Source organism: Micromonospora sp. NPDC049175 (genome assembly GCF_043197345.1).
In the GTDB taxonomy this organism is placed as follows: Bacteria; Actinomycetota; Actinomycetes; order Mycobacteriales; family Micromonosporaceae; genus Micromonospora.
Genome location: NZ_JBICSY010000004.1, coordinates 500,293 through 515,817 on the forward strand (window position 1 = coordinate 500,293; position 15,525 = coordinate 515,817).

Below are 15,525 nucleotides of genomic sequence, written 5' to 3' on the forward strand. Positions count from 1 at the left end.
GGGGCGCCGGGGTGGTCAGCGGCTGCGGGCGAGTGCCGCCCGAGCCGCGGGGGTCAGGGCGTCCCCGATGCGGTTGGCCAGCTCGGTCATCTCGTAGGAGACCTTGCCCACGTCGCACTCGGGCGCGGCGAGCACCAGCAGCGAGGCGCCGTCGTTGAAGGCCATGGAGAACATGAACCCGCCCTCCAGCTGCGTGACGTTGGAGATCACCGCGCCGGCGTCGAAGAAGGCCGCCGCCCCGCGCAGCAGGCTGACCAGTCCGCTGCCCGTCGCGGCCAACTGGTCGGCCCGGTCCGGGGGCAGGTCACGGGTGGCCGCCACCATCAGGCCGTCGCTGGAGATGGCGATCGCATGGCTGACCTCGCTCGCGCGCGCGGCGAAGCTGTCCAGCAGCCAGCCGAGGTCCTGTTGGTCGCTCACGTGCTCTCCTGTCGCGTCATGTGTTGCCGAGGTTGATGGGGGTGCGCCTGCGGTTCGCCACACCCCGCGCGTACGCGGCCATCGCCGTCGCCACCTGGGCCGGGTCGCGGTACTCGGACCGCTGTTGCTGGTGGGGCACGCTCACGCCGCCGGGCACGAGATGCCGTTGCGGCTCCCGTTTGGGCAGGCCGGCCGTGGTGGTCGTGGCGACGTCGGGGGTGTGCGCCTGGGCGGCGGTGTGCCAGGCCTCGTCGGCGGGGCTGGACCACTCTCGGTCGTCGGTGCCGTCGGCGGCGTCCGTCTGGAACCAGTGGTTGACCTCTTCGAAGATGAGCAGCTCCTCGGTGGGCGCGTCACCCCGGTCCGGGGGTGGGGGAGTCGGTCGGAACACCGGCGCCGCCGGCAGGACCCGGTCGGCCGGGGGACGTCCGGCGGTGGGCTCGGGACGCGGCTGGTACGGCGGCGGCGGGCTGGCCGTGCGCGCCGCCCGCCGCGAGAGGCGGCCGGGCGCGAGCAGGTACTCCTCCGGTGGCAGCGACCGGATGATCGCCGCGGGCAGCGTCGCCTCGGCGAGGGTGCCGCGTCGGGGGCCGCGTCGCAGTTGGACGGTCGCGCCCAGCCGGGCCGCGAGCTGGCCCACGACGACAAGTCCCATCGCCCGTACGGCCGCCACGTCGATCGCCGGTGGGCGGGCCAGGAGGTCGTTGAGCTGCTGCATCCGCTGCGGGGACAACCCCATGCCCTCGTCGCTGATCTGGACGATGACACGGTCGCCCAGGCTTCGACCGCTCACCCAGGTCTCGCTGCCGGGCGGCGAGTACGTCGTGGCGTTGTCCATGAGTTCGGCGAGCAGGTGCACGACCTCGTCGACGGTCTTCGCCGCCACGGCGACGTCCCCGTCGATCATGCCGAGCCGGATCCGCGCGTAGTGCTCGATCTGGGACAGCGCCGCCTGCAGCACCTGTTGCAGGGGGACGTCGCGCTGGCGTACGCGGCCGACACCGACGCCGCCGAGCACGAGCAGGCTGGCGTTGATCCGTCCCATCCGGGTGGCCAGGTTGTCCAACGTGTACAGCTGGTGCAGCCGGTCGGGATCGGTCTCGTCGCGTTCGACCAGGTCGACCTGGGCCAGCACGGCGTCGACGAGTCGCTGTTCACGGCGGCTCAGGTGGATGAAGATGTCCGCGGTGTTGGCGCGCATCACGGCCTGCTCGGCGGCGGTCCGCACGGCGGCCTGGTGCACCGCGCTGAACGCCTGGCCCAGTTCGCCGATCTCGTCGTCGCTGGACGGTTCGAGGGCGGCGGAGGCCTGTTGGCGGGCCAGCCGGTGCGGGTCGACGGCGGCGCTGCCCGGTTGCTGGAGCTGGGCCACCACGGCGGGGAGCTGTTCGAAGGCCACGGCGTTCGCCGCGTCCCGTAGGCGACGCAACCGTCGGGTGATCTGCCGGGCGACGGCCCAGGTCACCAGCGCGGTGAGGAGCAGCGCCAGCAGGACGCCGACGGCCTCGGCCACGGCCCGGCGGCGCTGGTCGGCGTGCGCGGCCCGGACGTCGTCGCCGACCGCGGCGTCGGCCCGTGCGCGCAGGTCGGCGAGGCGGGCGGCACGCGCCTGGGTGGTGGAGACCCAGCCGGCGGTCTCCAGTTGCAGTCGTGATCCCGGCTGGGCCCGCGACACCTCGTCCTGCATTCGTTGCAGGGTGAGCGCCTCCTTGCCGGTGCCGGCCTGCTCCCACCAGACGCTCCACTCGGGCGGGGCCAGGGCCAGGAACGACAGGCTCGACTCGGTGTAGCTGGTCCGGGCCGCGGTGATGTCCTGTTGCATGGCGGGGGTGAGTTCGCCGCCCGCGACCGCGCGCAGCACGGCGACCTGCTGTTGACCGAGGGCCTCGGCCGTCTTCGACAGGGCCGCCGAGGCGCGGATCCCGTCGGCGAGCGCGGTGTTGACCACGCCGTGTGAGATGTTCTCCCGGAAGCTGATCAGGTCGGCGATCGCGATCCGGTAGCTGAAGGTCATCGCCGACACCGAGGCGTGCGCCGCGGTGCGTACCTGGGTGCGCAGCGGGGCGAGGCTGTCCAGGGCCGCGTCGATGCGGCTCAGGAGAGCGCGGTTGGTGCCGGCGTCGGCCGGCAGCCGGTCGCGCTGTGCGCGGTAGCGCGCGACGGCGTCGTCGGTGGCGGCCAGCTCCACGCCAAAGGTGTCCTGCTGCTCCGGCGTGGGGTAGGTGAGCAGGTCGGCGGCGGCGATGCGTTCGCGTTGCAGCCGGTAGGCCAGGTCGCCGGCCTCCGCGCCGACCTGTGCCAGGATCCGCAGGTCGCTGGCGCGTACGGTCTGCCGTGCGCTCTCGGTCAGCGCGAGACCGGCGAAGCCGATCACGGCGACGAGGGGTGCCGCGACGATGAGGCGCATCCGCCCGGCTATCTTCCAGCCGCGTTGGCGCGTCGGGTAGGGTCTGGCCGCGTGGGACCGGGTGCTCGACGCCAAGATTGACTCCCACGACTCGTCGATGACGGTCTATCCGCACGTTGCCGAATGCAAGTCCCATTCGGCCGGAAGCCGCGCTCGTAGACCAGACCTGGCCGTGGTACAAACTGCCCGTACCAGCATCTGTACCCATCGTCAGCGCCCGGTGACGCCGCGAGACCGATCGGGAACGGTGTGGTCAGCGCTGGTCGTCGAGGGGGTCGGCCCGGGGGTGTCGCCGCTCCGCGTCGTCCTGGTCGGGTGGGCCGTTGAGCACCTGACCGATCAGTTCACGCAGCTCGTCGATCGCGTCCACCACGGCGCCCGGGTCGCGCGCGTCGCGCCGGGCGCGCTGGCGCGGCACCGGCTGATCCCGCCGGGCTGGCTCCGGGGCGCGGGGTCCGCGGCGGCCGTCGGCCGCCAACTGCTCGGCGGCCACCTGTGGCCACAACGCCGCGAGCCGGCCGCCGGTCCCGAGTACGTCGTCGCAGCGCAGCGCGAACTCGTGACTGCCGAACCGGCGACCCGACTCGACCGCCGCCACCGTCTCCCGGCTGAACCGCACCAGATCCGCCAGGGCCCGTTGGGTCAGGCCCCGGCGAACGCGGCAGTTGCGCAGTTCCCAGCGGAACCGTTCGCTGGCCACGGAGGGAGCAGAGCTCGACGGGGACGTGTGCTCCATGCGCTCACCTTCGTGGCTACGGGGAATCAGCAGCGGACTCCAGATCGAGATTCGCCGATGAGCTGAACAATCATAGAGGGCAATTCTTAACCCAGGATGCGATGGGTGTGAAGACGTTCACCGACATGAATCGCCGGGCAAAGCGGAAAAGGTGTCCGCGCGGGCCGAGCTGCGCCGGGCCAGGTGAGCGGCGCCCCCGGTCCGCGCTCGGCCGGCGCAGGTGAGCCCGCTGGCACACGCTCACGGTCAGGCGGCAGCCGCTTCGGTGGCCGCCGCACCGCGCGTCGCCGCACCGTCGGCGGGCGCCCTGATATCGATGACCGCGACCAGCGCGTGGTGGGCGCGAAACGCGACATTGGGTTTGTACGACCGTTGTTGCGCAGTCGCCAGACGGAGACCGGGAATGGCTTCGGTGAGTCTGGTGATGGCGATCTCGGCCTCGAGTCGCGCCAATCCCGCGCCGATGCAGAAATGCGGGCCGTGGCCGAACGACAGGTGATTGCCCACGTCCGCCCGGCCGGGCGCGAACCGGTCCGGGTGGGCGAAAACCGCGGGGTCGCGGTTTGCCGCCCCGATCAGCAGCAGGCAACGCGCCCCGGCGGGAATCGTCACCGTCCCCAGGGTGACGTCGCGGCTGGTCGTCCGCAGCCAGCCGTCGATGGCGGGCGCGAACCGCAGGGTCTCGGCCACGAACGCGGGGACAGCACTACGGTCGGCGGCGAGGTCCGACCAGTGCCGGGGACTGGACAACGCCTGGTCGAGGGCGTGCGCGAGCAGGCCGGCGGTGGTTTCGTGGCCGGCGACCAGGAGGTTGAAGGCCAGGCTCGCCACCTCGGGCACGGTCAGCACCGCGTCGTCGTCGTCCCGGTAGGCCAGGGCGCGGCCGATGAAGTCGTCGCCCGGGTGTCCACCGTCGACGCGCCGGCGGACCAGATCCTCGCAGTAGCGCCAGAAGTCCAGCAGGCCCTGCGCCAGGCGCACCTGCTCGGCCGGGTCCGGTTGCCCCCAGACCAGAGCGATCTGACCGTCCGCCCAGCTCCGGATCCGCGCGACGTCGACGTCGGGCACCCCGAGGATGTCCAGGACCACGAGCAGGGGAAGTTCGGTGGCGAGCTCCGGGATGAGGTCGACCCGCTCGCCCTGGCGGGCGGCGAGCCGGGAGACCAACTGCTCGACCCGCCGCCGGACGATCGCGCCGTACTCGGCCTCGACCCGCTCGGCGGTGTTCGCGAAGGTCGCCCGCAGTGCCCGGCGGGTGCGGGGATGCACGGGCGGGTCCGCGGCGGCCGTGGTGGGTGGCGCGTCGAGCTGCATGAGCACGCTCATCGCCTCCGGGCACACCTGGTAGACCGGGGCGAGGGTGAGGGCGTTCGTGAACGTCGTGGCGTCGGCGAGGGCACGTCGGACGTCGGCGTGCCTGCTGATCAACCACAGGTCCAGGTCCTCGGCGTAGTGCACCTCGCCGGGGTCGTCGAGAATTCGCCGCCACATGCCTGCCGGATCGGTGAGATAAACTCCGGCGAACGGATCCAACCGCATGAACGCCTCCTGGTGAACGCGGCGCGAAAACCCGGCAGCGCCTCCATTCGGCGATCCACGTCAGTCGGGCCGATAATGGCGCGCAACTGCCTCTGGCTCTTCACGGTGCGCCGAGCGGATGCGCAAGTCAAGATTGGCCAGCATCTATTTATTGCGGGCCTGATTGCGTATTGCAATGGACGGCTGAGGTCGGCTGGATGCAAGTTGCGCCTCGGTCCTTGCCACCGTCCCCATGACCGGAGAAACGACCTCCGGTACGCCAGGTGACGCCCGTGCCCGGTTGCGGCCCGACCGGGACGCGCGCCAGCGGCCCGGCCCGTCGCGGGAGGCTCTCCGCCAGGCCGGAGCCTCCCGCGACGGGCCAGCGTCACGTCGTCGTCGCCTGCGGGGTCAGGGCGCCCACGGGGTGGCGATGGCCCAGGTGCTGTCGGCGGCCCACAACGTCGGTGTGTTGTACGCGTCGCCGCCGGTGCCGTTGCTGAGCCAGATCTCCGAGTCGTAGTGCCGCAGGTACCTGCCCCGGAAGTTGTACGACTCCAACGACACGCCCGTGCCGGTCAGTCCGACGCGCGCGCACCAGGTGGCGTCGGCCCGCAGGAGCGCCGAGCCGTCGTCGGGTGAGTTGCGGACCCGCGAGTTCTGGTGGCGCAGGTACTGCCCCGGGAAGTTGACCGACTCGAACGAATAGCAACCGGTGCCGGCCAGCCCGGCCCGGATGGTGTACGTGGCGTCGGCCTTGAGCAGGCTGGAGCTCGCGGCGTCGACCACCTCGGTGTAGGCCAGGCTGTCCCGGTGCCGCAGGTAGCGGTTGGTGAAGCCGGGCGTGGTCACCCGCAACGACCGCCCGGTGTCGACCGGCAGGGCCACCGGCGCCGAGCTGCCGACGGTCTTCGAGGCGTTGATCAGGGCGGTGTTGGCGGCGCGCACCCGCGCCTGATCCATCTTGATCACCTGCCGGTCGTAGGTGAGGAACCCGTTCAGCTCGCCCTCCAGATCGGTGATCTCGGTGTAGATCGACGCGCTGAGCCCCTTGCCGAGCATCAGGTTCTGGCTGCCCTGCACCAGCCCCACGTACCGGTCGGTGAGGGCGCTCGAAGTCGACTGCCACTCGTAGGCGAAGAAGCCGCCGCTCGGGCTGTACTCGTGGCCCGGGGTGTGCAGGCCCAGGCCACCGAACTCGCCGAGCACGGCGATCCGGCTGCTGGACGGCACGGGGGAGTCCGGCCCGAGGTAGACGTGCCAGTCGTCGATGTCGCCGTTGCCGGGGTCGCCGAGGGACTGACAGCAGTTGTGGCCGCTGTGCGGGTTGACCAGCCGCGTCGGGTCCTGGTTCTTGATGTTCTGCGCGACCCGCCGGGTGTCGGTGAGGGACCGCTCACCCCAGCCCTCGTTGTAGGGCGTGTACGCGACGACGGCGGGCGAGCTGCGGTGCTCGTCGACGATCTCGCGTGCCTCGGCCTCGAACTGTGCCTGCTGGGCGTCGGTCGGGTCGACGTCCTGCGCGGTCAGCGACGGGATGTCCTGCCAGACAAGCAGGCCGAGGCGGTCGGCGTGGTAGAACCAGCGCTGCGGTTCGACCTTGATGTGCTTGCGCACCATGTTGAAGCCGAGATCCTTGTGCTTGCGCAGGTCGAAGGCGAGCGCGGCGTCGGTCGGGGCGGTGTAGAGCCCGTCCGGCCAGAAACCCTGGTCGAGGGTGCCGACCTGGAACACGAACTGGCCGTTGAGCTTGGGGCGCAACACCCCGTCGACCAGGCCGGTGGTGATCTCCCGCATGCCGAAGTAGTGCGTGGTCCGATCCACCGCGCTGCCCCCGGCGCCGCGCAGGGTCACCCGGAGGTTGTAGAGGAACGGGTCGTCGGGTGACCAGCGGCGCGCGTTCGGCACCGGGACGCTGAACTCGCTGAAGCCGCCGGTGGCCGAGCCGACCACTGTGCTCCCGTTCAGCGCCTCGGCGAGCACGCTGTGGCCGCTCACGTCGCCCCGGGCGAAGACCCGGACCCGCAGGGTGTTGGTGGCGAGGTTGGGCTGGACGTCGACGCTGGCGATGGAGGTGGTGGGCACCGGCTCCATCCACACCGTCTGCCAGATGCCCGAGCTGGGGGTGTAGAAGATGCCGCCGGGCGTCTTGGTCTGCTTGCCGAGGGCTGGCAGGCTGCCGTTCTGTCGGGTGTCGGTGGGGTCCCAGACCTTGACGACGATCTCGTTCGTGCCGGCGGTGAGCTGGGGCGTCACGTCGAAGGTGAAGGCGTCGTAGCCGCCGGTGTGCGCGCCCACCCGGACGCCGTTGACCCAGACGGTGCTCTGCCAGTCGACGGCCCCGAAGTGCAGCAGGGTCCGCCGACCGGACCAGGTGGTCGGGATGGTCACGGTACGCCGGTAGAACAGGTAGTTGCGGTTGTCGTTGGCGGCCCGCTGGATGCCGGAGAGGGCGCTCTCCACCGGAAAGGGCACGTTGACCCGCTCGGGCAGGCCGACACCGAACTGCGGGGCGTCGTCGGTGGCCGACTGACGTAGCTGCCACTCGCCGTTGAGGTTGAGCCAGTCCGGCCGGGTCATCTGCGGGCGCGGGTACTCGGGCAGTGGTGTGCCGACCAGGGCCTGGCTGGTCCAGGGGGTGGTCAGTGGCGGTGTCTTGGCCGGTGCGGCGTACGCCGGCCGGGTTGGCGCGGCGAGAACGCCGACGACCAGGGCGAGGATGAGCAGCAGCGGCAGGGCGGGGCGGATGGGGACCTGACGTGTCATGCCGTCTCCGAGGGGCGAGTCGCCGCGGGCGGTACAGCCAGGCCCGAAGCGCGTGGGTGGTGGGCATCGGGTGGTCATAGGCGCATCGACATCCGTCATTTCTTGTACAACGTTATAGAGCCGCGATGGTCCTGTCGTCAACGCCCGTGCGCCGAGGCGAGATCCATAGCCCCGGTGGTACGACCCAGAGAGGATGGCCCGCGAGATCCATATCTCTCAATATGATGACCGCTATCTCGAATGGGGTGCGCTCACGAGGCGTGCCATCCTGATGCGGAGGAATGCATGGTTCGCTGGCGTACCCTCACTGGCCTGTTGGCCACCGCGTTGGCCGCGGTGACCGCGGCCAGCCTCACTCTCACCGCGCCGGCCGCGGCGGCCGACAACCCCATGACGCCGAACGTCGTCGGTGGCACCCGCGCCGCCCAGGGTGAGTTCCCGTTCATGGTGCGGCTCTCGATGGGTTGCGGCGGGGCGCTCTACAGCCCCCGGCTGGTGCTCACCGCGGCACACTGCGTGGGCTCGACCGGCACCAACACCAGCATCACCGCGACCGTCGGAGCGGTGGACCTCCAGTCGTCCAGCCGGATCACCGTCCGGTCCAACTACGTCTACCGTGCCCCCGGCTACAACGGCGCGGGCCGCGACTGGGCGCTGATCCGGCTGGCCACCCCGGTGAACGGGCTGGGCACCCTGCCGATCGCCAGCACGACCGCCTACGACAGCGGCACCTTCACCATCGCCGGCTGGGGCGCCGCGCGTGAGGGCGGCGGTCAGCAGCGGTACCTGCTCAAGGCGACCGTCCCGTTCGTCAGCGACTCCACCTGCAACGCCAACTACGGCGGCGACCTCATCCCCGCGCAAGAGATCTGCGCCGGCTACGCCAGCGGCGGCACGGACACCTGCCAGGGCGACTCGGGCGGCCCGATGTTCCGCCGCGACGCCGGCAACGCCTGGATCCAGGTGGGCATCGTCAGCTGGGGCAACGGCTGCGCCCGACCCAACTACCCGGGTGTCTACACCCAGGTGAGCTACTTCGCCTCGTCGATCGCCTCCGCCGCGGCGAGCCTCGGCGGCTGACCGTACGACCGCGCGGGCGGCCCGGACGACGAGGTCCGGGCCGCCCGTCGTGCCGACACCGGGTGGGCGGGGAGTGGGCCACCCGACAGATTCGGCGGGCCGTGCGCGTGGCACCGGCCGCGACGGCGATGATGGGCCGGTGAAGATCCTGTCCATCCAGTCGTCGGTCGCCTACGGTCACGTCGGCAACTCGGCGGCGGCCTTCCCCCTGCAACGGCTCGGGCACGAGGTCTGGCCGGTCGTGACCGTGCACTTCTCCAACCACACCGGCTACGGCGCGTGGCGTGGGCCCATGCTGCCGGCTGCGGACGTGGCCGAGGTGATCGCGGGCATCGAGGACCGGGGGGTCCTCGGCAGCGCCGACGCGGTGCTGTCCGGCTACCAGGGCGACCCGGCCATGGGCGCGGTGATCCTGGACGCGGTGGAGAAGGTCAAAGCGGCAAACCCGACCGCGGTGTACTGCTGCGACCCGGTGATGGGCGACGTCGGACGGGGGATGTTCGTCCGGCCGGGCATCCCGGAGTATCTGCGGGACACCGTCGTGCCCCGCGCGGACATCATCACCCCGAACCAGTTCGAGCTGGACTTCCTCGCCGGCAGGGCGACGAACTCGCTGGCGGAGGTGCTCGACGCGGTCGACGTGGTGCGGGCGACCGGGCCGCGCCACGTCCTTGTGACAAGCGTGCTGCACGGCGACCTGCCGCCGGGTTCGCTGGAGGTGGTGGCCGTCTCGGACGAGGGCGCCTGGGCGGTGACCACCCCGCTGCTGCCCATCAACCCGAACGGCGGCGGCGACGTCACCGCGGCGCTGTACCTCGCGCACCTGTGCACGACCGGCTCGCCGGCGACCGCGCTCGAACGCACCATCGGCTCCGTCTTCGCCGTTCTCGAGGCGACGCTCGCGGCCGGCACCCGGGAGATCCAGCTTGTCGCCGCCCAGGACGTGATCGCCGATCCGCCGGCCCGGTTCACCGCCCGCCGGCTCCGCTGAGGCAGCGGGTCGGGAGACGCCAGCGCCGGCCGGCGGCCCCGGACCGCGACGATGGTCAGCGGGCCGGGGCCCCGTCCCGAGCGACGTTCAGCGGCCCTCGGGTACGGCCATCTCGCCGAGCAACGACCAGTCCTCCTGCGGCACCGTGGCGTTGACGATGCGCGGCGTCTCGGCCAGGTGCGGCGGCAGGGTCTCCTGCGCCGCGCGGAAGTGGTCGGACCGCACGTGGGCGGCGCCGGCCTGGTCGTCGCGGAACGCCTCGACAAGCACGTACTCGGTCGGGTCGTCCAGGCTGCGGGACCAGTCGAACCAGAGGCAGCCCGGCTCGGCCCGCGTCGCCTCGGTGAACTCGGCGGCGATCTGCGGCCACCGGTCGGCGTGCTCGGCCAGGACCCGGAACTTGGCGGTAATGAAGATCATGGGCTTCAGGCTACCCAGCCGGGTGGGCGCGGGCGACGACCTCCTCGGGAGTCAACGGCGCCCTCGGATGGTGGGTCAGGCACAGCGGGGTACGGACCTTGACGAACGAGAATCCCTCCCCGGCGGCGTAGAACTCGCCGCTGTCGAGCAAGCCGATGTCCGGAAGTCGCCCACCCTTGGCCTCGGCGAGCTGCCGGGCCGCGTCGATCTGCGCGGGCGCGTTGAGCAGCCCGAAGAACTGCGTCGTCGCGTTTCCGGAGATCTGGTTGTGCAGACCCTTGGGCGCCTGGGTGGCGAAGACCAACCCGAGCCCGTACTTGCGGGCCTGCGAAGCCAGCGCGATCGTGCTGGCGGTGCAGGCCGTGGTGCCGGTCGACGGGGCGAGCGTCTGCGCCTCGTCCATCACGAACAGCCCACCCAACGGCCGGTCCCCGGCCGGATGCCGTTTGATCCAGGCGAAGAGGGCCATCTGCAACTGGTTGACGAAGCTCTGCCGCTGGTGGTCGGAGGTGAGGCCGACGAAGCTGATCACCGACACCCGGGCACGCCGCCCCGGCGAGGGAGTCAGCAGCAGCCCCGGATCGGCAGGTGCGCCGACCCCACCGAAGAGCGGATCGGTCACCATCGCCGCCTTGAGCGCCTCGGCCAACTCCTCGGCGAGCTTTCCGGCGCGGGCCAGCCGACTGACCCCCTCGGGCAGGTCGGTGAGGAACTCGGTGAAGCCGGGCAGACCCACCATCCCGCTTCGCGCGTAGGCCTGGAGGGCCTCGGTGAGGACGGCCTTGCCCTGCTGGGCGAGCCTGCTCGACCGATCGACGCCGGCGCGGGGCGCGAGCGCCTCCACGGCGGAACGGACCGCCTGGTCGAACTCGTCGGGCCAGTCCCGCAGTGAGGTGAAGTCGGGCAGTGGTTGGAAACTCAGCGGCCGACCGGCGGTGACTCGGGGCGTCCACACCACCACCTCGGTGTGTGCCAGGTAGTCGGTGGCGCGTTCGGCGTCGCCGGGGTCCCAGCCGCTCGGCGGCTGGGGCCACGCGTCACCGAGCCGGGCGAGGTCGTTGTTGGGGTCGAGCACGATCGCGGAGACTCCCTCGCGGGCGCACTCCTCGACCAGTCGACGAATGAGCACCGTCTTGCCCGAACCAGACCCGGCGAACACGACTGTGTGTCGGCGCAATGATTCCAGGGCCACTGTGAACGGATGGCCGCCGTCGACCGTCCGCCCGAGCCCGATGGTCGCACCGTTGGCGTCGACCGCGAGGTCGCCGGAGTCGGCGGGTCCGGCCACGGCGGTCGGAGCTGTCGACCGCCCACCGGTCCCGTCGTCGACCGGCGAGCCGGTCGGGCCGGCCTCGCCGCCCGGCGGAGGCGCGGTGCCACCCGGCGGAGGCTCGGCACCACCCCACGGAGGTTCGGGACCTCGCGGCGGCGGCAGCCCGTCGTCGGGACCTGCCGGCGGTGCGTCGTCGCGGGGCTGCTCGGGGCCGGGCAGGACCGCCCGGAACAGTTCGGTGCCGCTGGCCGGACGACGCGACACCAGCCACTCCTGCAGGGCCGTGGACGGCTCGTTCGACAGCACCCGCAGTGCCGCGAAGACCCGCAGGTCCGCCTCCGGCACCCCGCGCCGCACGCCGCCGGCCGCGTCGAAGCCGGTCAACACCTCGGTGGTACGCCTGCCGGTCGGCCACCCGCCGTTGCGCAGCAGGATCAGTCGCCGTTGGGGTAGGTCCCGATCCAGTCCGGCGAGCGTGCAGGCGGCCTTGACTCGTGCGGTCACCGCGATGGCGTTCGGGTGCGCGACGGCTCGGAAGCACCAGTGCGCCTCGTTCTCGGTAGCCTCGTCGAGCACCTCGATCAACCGGCCGTGCAGAGCGGGCTTGCGCCCCGGCGGCGGATCGTACTTGTAGGTGGCACCGCTCGGCGCCTGCTCGGCGATCCAGGCGGCCAGGCCGGCGGCGAGCAGCGGCGGCATGTGCTCGTCCTCGCCAGCCGGGTCGACGGCGGCCGACACATCCGCGGCCTCGACCAGTTCGGCGAACCGTTCGTCCAACTCGCGCAGGCTGCGTTCGACAGTCGTCGGGTCCGCCGCCGCGCCGCGCACGGTGCCCGCCGTCGGCGTCGAGTTGGTGCCGTCGATGAGTCGGTCGAGTTCGACCACCTCGTCGTGGTCACGGCACCAGGCCACATGCCGGTCCACCCGGCGCAGCAGTGCGCGCGGCGTCAGGGTGGGCGCGTCGGCGAAGGCGGCGGGGGAGATCGGCCAGGTGGGGTGGGGTGGCACGAAACGCGGACCCCCGAACGCAGCGGCGAGGCGCTTCGCCACGATGGCCTGCCCGATCTCCGGGGTGGGGATCCGGTCGGGCAGGGTCGCCGCCCGGAAGCGGTCACCGACCGGAGTGGGCACGGTACGTGTCATCAGCACCCAGGTGTCCGGCAGACACGAGACGACGACGAGCGTACGACGGGTGATGTCGCGGAGCTTGAGGAGGCCGTCGGCGATCGGACCGAGCACCTTGGCCTGCCCGTCCTCCAGCCCCTGGTGCTGGTTGAGCAGTGAGGTGCTGGTTTGGGCGAACAGCGTGTCGAGCTGATCCACGGCGATCACCGTGGGGTCCAGGGTCAGGGCCATCAGCCGGGAGATGTCCTGCACGATCTGCTGCGGGGGGCGGATGGCGCCGCTCAACCCCCACGCCGCCCGCGCGGCCGGGTCGCCCGGTTCGGAGATGAGGTGGGCGTACCCCACGTCCTGTGCCTCGAAGTCGATGGCACCGTGCAGGACGAGCGCCCGAGCGGTGTCCTGGGCGTCCCGCCCGACCTCCCGGTCACGGGCGCGCAGTGCCCAGATGAAGGCGTCGAGCTGCGCACGGGTCACCGGTCGGGCACCGGCGACCGCGTCGCGGACCTCCACCGGCAGGCCGAGCTGCGGGGTGAGTCGGCGCAGGAAGGTCTTCAGCTGGGTGCCCCAGCCGACGTGGGCGCGGCCCATGCCCTCCACCAGGGCCAGGGCGACGCTTTCCCAGAACGTCTTTCCGCTGACCATGTCGACGAGGAAGAAGTAGCCGCCGTCACGCTGGATCCGCTCGCGTACCGCCCCGAGCAGGTGCGTCTTCCCGGCACCTGCGCGGCCCTGCATGGCCACGCCGAGCGGCATGCTCGTGTCGTCGGTGCGGGCCCGCGCCACCCCGCGCAGGATCTCCGCGGCCACCTTCTCGTGCAGCTCCGGCACGTTGTGCGGGCTGGGTCTCCAGACGTCGTCCGGGGTGACCGCCGGGTTGAGACTCACCGCTTCCAGCGCGGCCCGCTGGTCGTCCGAGATCATGCCGGGCCGATCGCCAGGGCGTGGTTGTCCTCGTTCCCGATGCGAACGGCCGCGGCGCGGTCCCGCGCGGTCAACGACTTGGTGTTCGCCACCGGGATGATGCGGACGTCCGCCCGGCCGACCATCGCCCGCAACGTCGCGTCGAGGGACGCCCGGTCGGTGTCGACGAGCCGGTCGCGGACATCGGCGAGGCCGACCCAGTCGCCCGGCGCGGCGGCCAGTTCCCGGTACGCCGCCCGAACCAGCGCCTCCACCTCCGCCGGAGAGGCCGGTGCCGCCGCTGCGGGTGCTGCCGCCGTGGGTGCCGCCGCCGCTGCGGGCGCCGGTGCTTCGTGTCGCGGCTCGCTGGTCGCCGGGGCCGTTGCCTCCGTGTGCTTGAAGAAGTCGCCGTGGCTGACGCGGAGCCGGTCCAGCGAACGGTGCAGGTTGGACAGCACGACGAACAGCGACCGGGTGGTGGAGCCGCCCTGCTTCGGCGGGGTGGAGGTGTGCAGGTGACGGATCACCCGCCAGCCCTCGTCGGTCAGCTCGTGGGCGAACGGCCGGTGCGTCCGATCGGTCTCCACCAGACCCAGGTCGACGAGCTTCTTGTTGTCCTGGCCGGTCAGCGTGAAACCGGCCAGCTCCTTCAGCTCGACGTTTGTGACTCGGCGCGCCTCGACCATCAGCACCACGAGGGCGTTGATCTGGTTCGGCGTCAGGTGCGGGACGTCCGCCGGGCTGGTCATGATCTCTCATCTCCATGGGTGTGCGTGCCGTCGGCGCGTCGCCGGGCCAGCAGCCGACGGATCCCGTCGACCACCGCCGGCGCGTCGGTGAGCACCTGCTCGTTTGTGAAGCGGAGCACGTCCAGCCCGAGGAGTTGCAGCTGCACGTCCCTCCGCCGATCGTTGGCGAAAGCGATTCGCCCACGATGCTCCGGGCCGTCCACCTCGACCGCAAGACCCTCGACGGGCCAAAAGAGATCCAGCCGGTACGACGCACCCAGCGGATGCCACTCGTAGGTGTGGTTCCACCGCCGGCCCCGCGCCCAGTCGTGCGGTGCGAGCGCGCGTTCCAGTGCCTGCTCGGCCGCGCTGTCACCACGCGGCACGCCCGCGATCGGCGGCCAGGCCAGCACCGTCGGGTCCGGCTGTGCGGACGTGGCCGGCGGACGGTCGGTCGAGCTGGCCAACTCGGCGAATCGCGCCGGCACCAGCATCGGCACCGACCGCACCCGGTCGGCGTGGCATAGCGGCCCGCCGGCCAACCACACGGTGAAGCCGCCGTGCCGCACGAGCCATTCGGCGGCGGCCACGAGTGTCCGCTCGGCATCCGCGCCCAGGTCGGGCAGGGCGATGACAACTACGCAGCCCTCCCGGTCGTACGCCTCGGCGAGCACGCGGGCGAGCCCGGCGGCGCGTACCCCCGGGGCGAAGTGGGACCGGCCGGCGGGCCGGCGCGGACCGCGCAGCGCACGCTCGGCGAGGTCGGCGAGAAACGGGCCGAAGTGTCGGGAGCGGGCTGCCGCATGGGCCGCGAGGGCGCGTACCGCCGCCACGCCGAGCGTGCCCTCGCTCTCGAACCGGTCCGCGCCGGCCAGCCAACTGGGGAACATGGCGAGCGCCGCGGTGTCCAACTGGTCGAGGAGATCGTCCACGAGGTCGACGAGCGGACCCACAGTCGCGGGCCGGAAGTGCACGACCGTCGGCGCCGCCGGCGGCAACGGGTCGAGTGCCACCCGCAGCACCTCGGGGTCGACGGCCGGGAGGTGACTCACCCGCCGCATGGGCGGGGCGGCCCACCAGGCCCCGTCGCCCCCGCCCTCGGCCCGGACGGGTTGCGCCATGCCGGCACCCTATGACACCGGCGAGGCCGGCCGGTGTCCC

Annotated in this window: 11 protein-coding genes; 2 read left to right on the forward strand and 9 right to left on the reverse strand. The window is 72.0% G+C overall.

The window, feature by feature from the left end:
* Window positions 1–15: 15 nt before the first annotated feature.
* The 5 genes from ACGFH8_RS19305 to ACGFH8_RS19325 all read right to left on the reverse strand — a co-directional run bounded on the left by ACGFH8_RS19305 (window position 16) and on the right by ACGFH8_RS19325 (window position 7,847).
* A complete protein-coding gene (locus ACGFH8_RS19305) occupies window positions 16–420 on the reverse strand; it encodes a roadblock/LC7 domain-containing protein (protein WP_184185936.1) in 405 nt (134 codons plus the stop codon).
* Between the two features lie 16 nt (window positions 421–436).
* Entirely contained in the window at window positions 437–2,827 is a 2,391-nt protein-coding gene (locus ACGFH8_RS19310) for a nitrate- and nitrite sensing domain-containing protein (protein ID WP_393368647.1), read from the reverse strand.
* A 253-nt stretch (window positions 2,828–3,080) separates the two neighbouring features.
* Complete coding sequence (locus ACGFH8_RS19315) at window positions 3,081–3,563, reverse strand: helix-turn-helix transcriptional regulator (protein ID WP_393368649.1); 483 nt, start codon at window positions 3,561–3,563, stop codon at window positions 3,081–3,083.
* 246 nt (window positions 3,564–3,809) lie between these two features.
* Window positions 3,810–5,102, reverse strand: a complete 1,293-nt coding sequence (locus tag ACGFH8_RS19320) for a cytochrome P450 (protein WP_393368651.1) — start codon at window positions 5,100–5,102, stop codon at window positions 3,810–3,812.
* Between the two features lie 390 nt (window positions 5,103–5,492).
* On the reverse strand, window positions 5,493–7,847 hold the full coding sequence (locus ACGFH8_RS19325) for an AbfB domain-containing protein (RefSeq protein WP_393368654.1): 2,355 nt from the start codon (window positions 7,845–7,847) through the stop codon (window positions 5,493–5,495).
* Between the two features lie 285 nt (window positions 7,848–8,132).
* Here ACGFH8_RS19325 and ACGFH8_RS19330 point away from each other — a divergent pair, with 285 nt between their 5' ends.
* Both ACGFH8_RS19330 and pdxY read left to right on the forward strand, forming a co-directional pair.
* Complete coding sequence (locus ACGFH8_RS19330; protein WP_393368658.1) at window positions 8,133–8,927, forward strand: S1 family peptidase; 795 nt, start codon at window positions 8,133–8,135, stop codon at window positions 8,925–8,927.
* Between the two features lie 139 nt (window positions 8,928–9,066).
* On the forward strand, window positions 9,067–9,918 hold the full coding sequence (gene pdxY, locus ACGFH8_RS19335; RefSeq protein WP_393368661.1) for a pyridoxal kinase PdxY: 852 nt from the start codon (window positions 9,067–9,069) through the stop codon (window positions 9,916–9,918).
* Between the two features lie 87 nt (window positions 9,919–10,005).
* Here pdxY and ACGFH8_RS19340 read toward each other — a convergent pair whose 3' ends face one another.
* From ACGFH8_RS19340 to ACGFH8_RS19355, 4 genes are read right to left on the reverse strand one after another with little or no spacing between them, the layout of a single operon-like run.
* Window positions 10,006–10,338, reverse strand: a complete 333-nt coding sequence (locus ACGFH8_RS19340; RefSeq protein ID WP_393368664.1) for a putative quinol monooxygenase — start codon at window positions 10,336–10,338, stop codon at window positions 10,006–10,008.
* 10 nt (window positions 10,339–10,348) lie between these two features.
* Entirely contained in the window at window positions 10,349–13,657 is a 3,309-nt protein-coding gene (locus ACGFH8_RS19345; RefSeq protein ID WP_393368667.1) for an ATP-binding protein, read from the reverse strand.
* On the reverse strand, window positions 13,654–14,385 hold the full coding sequence (locus ACGFH8_RS19350; protein ID WP_393368670.1) for a hypothetical protein: 732 nt from the start codon (window positions 14,383–14,385) through the stop codon (window positions 13,654–13,656). Before ACGFH8_RS19350 ends, ACGFH8_RS19345 begins: the two co-directional genes overlap by 4 nt.
* Complete coding sequence (locus ACGFH8_RS19355) at window positions 14,382–15,485, reverse strand: endonuclease domain-containing protein (protein WP_393368673.1); 1,104 nt, start codon at window positions 15,483–15,485, stop codon at window positions 14,382–14,384. Before ACGFH8_RS19355 ends, ACGFH8_RS19350 begins: the two co-directional genes overlap by 4 nt.
* Between the last annotated feature and the right edge of the window lie 40 nt (window positions 15,486–15,525).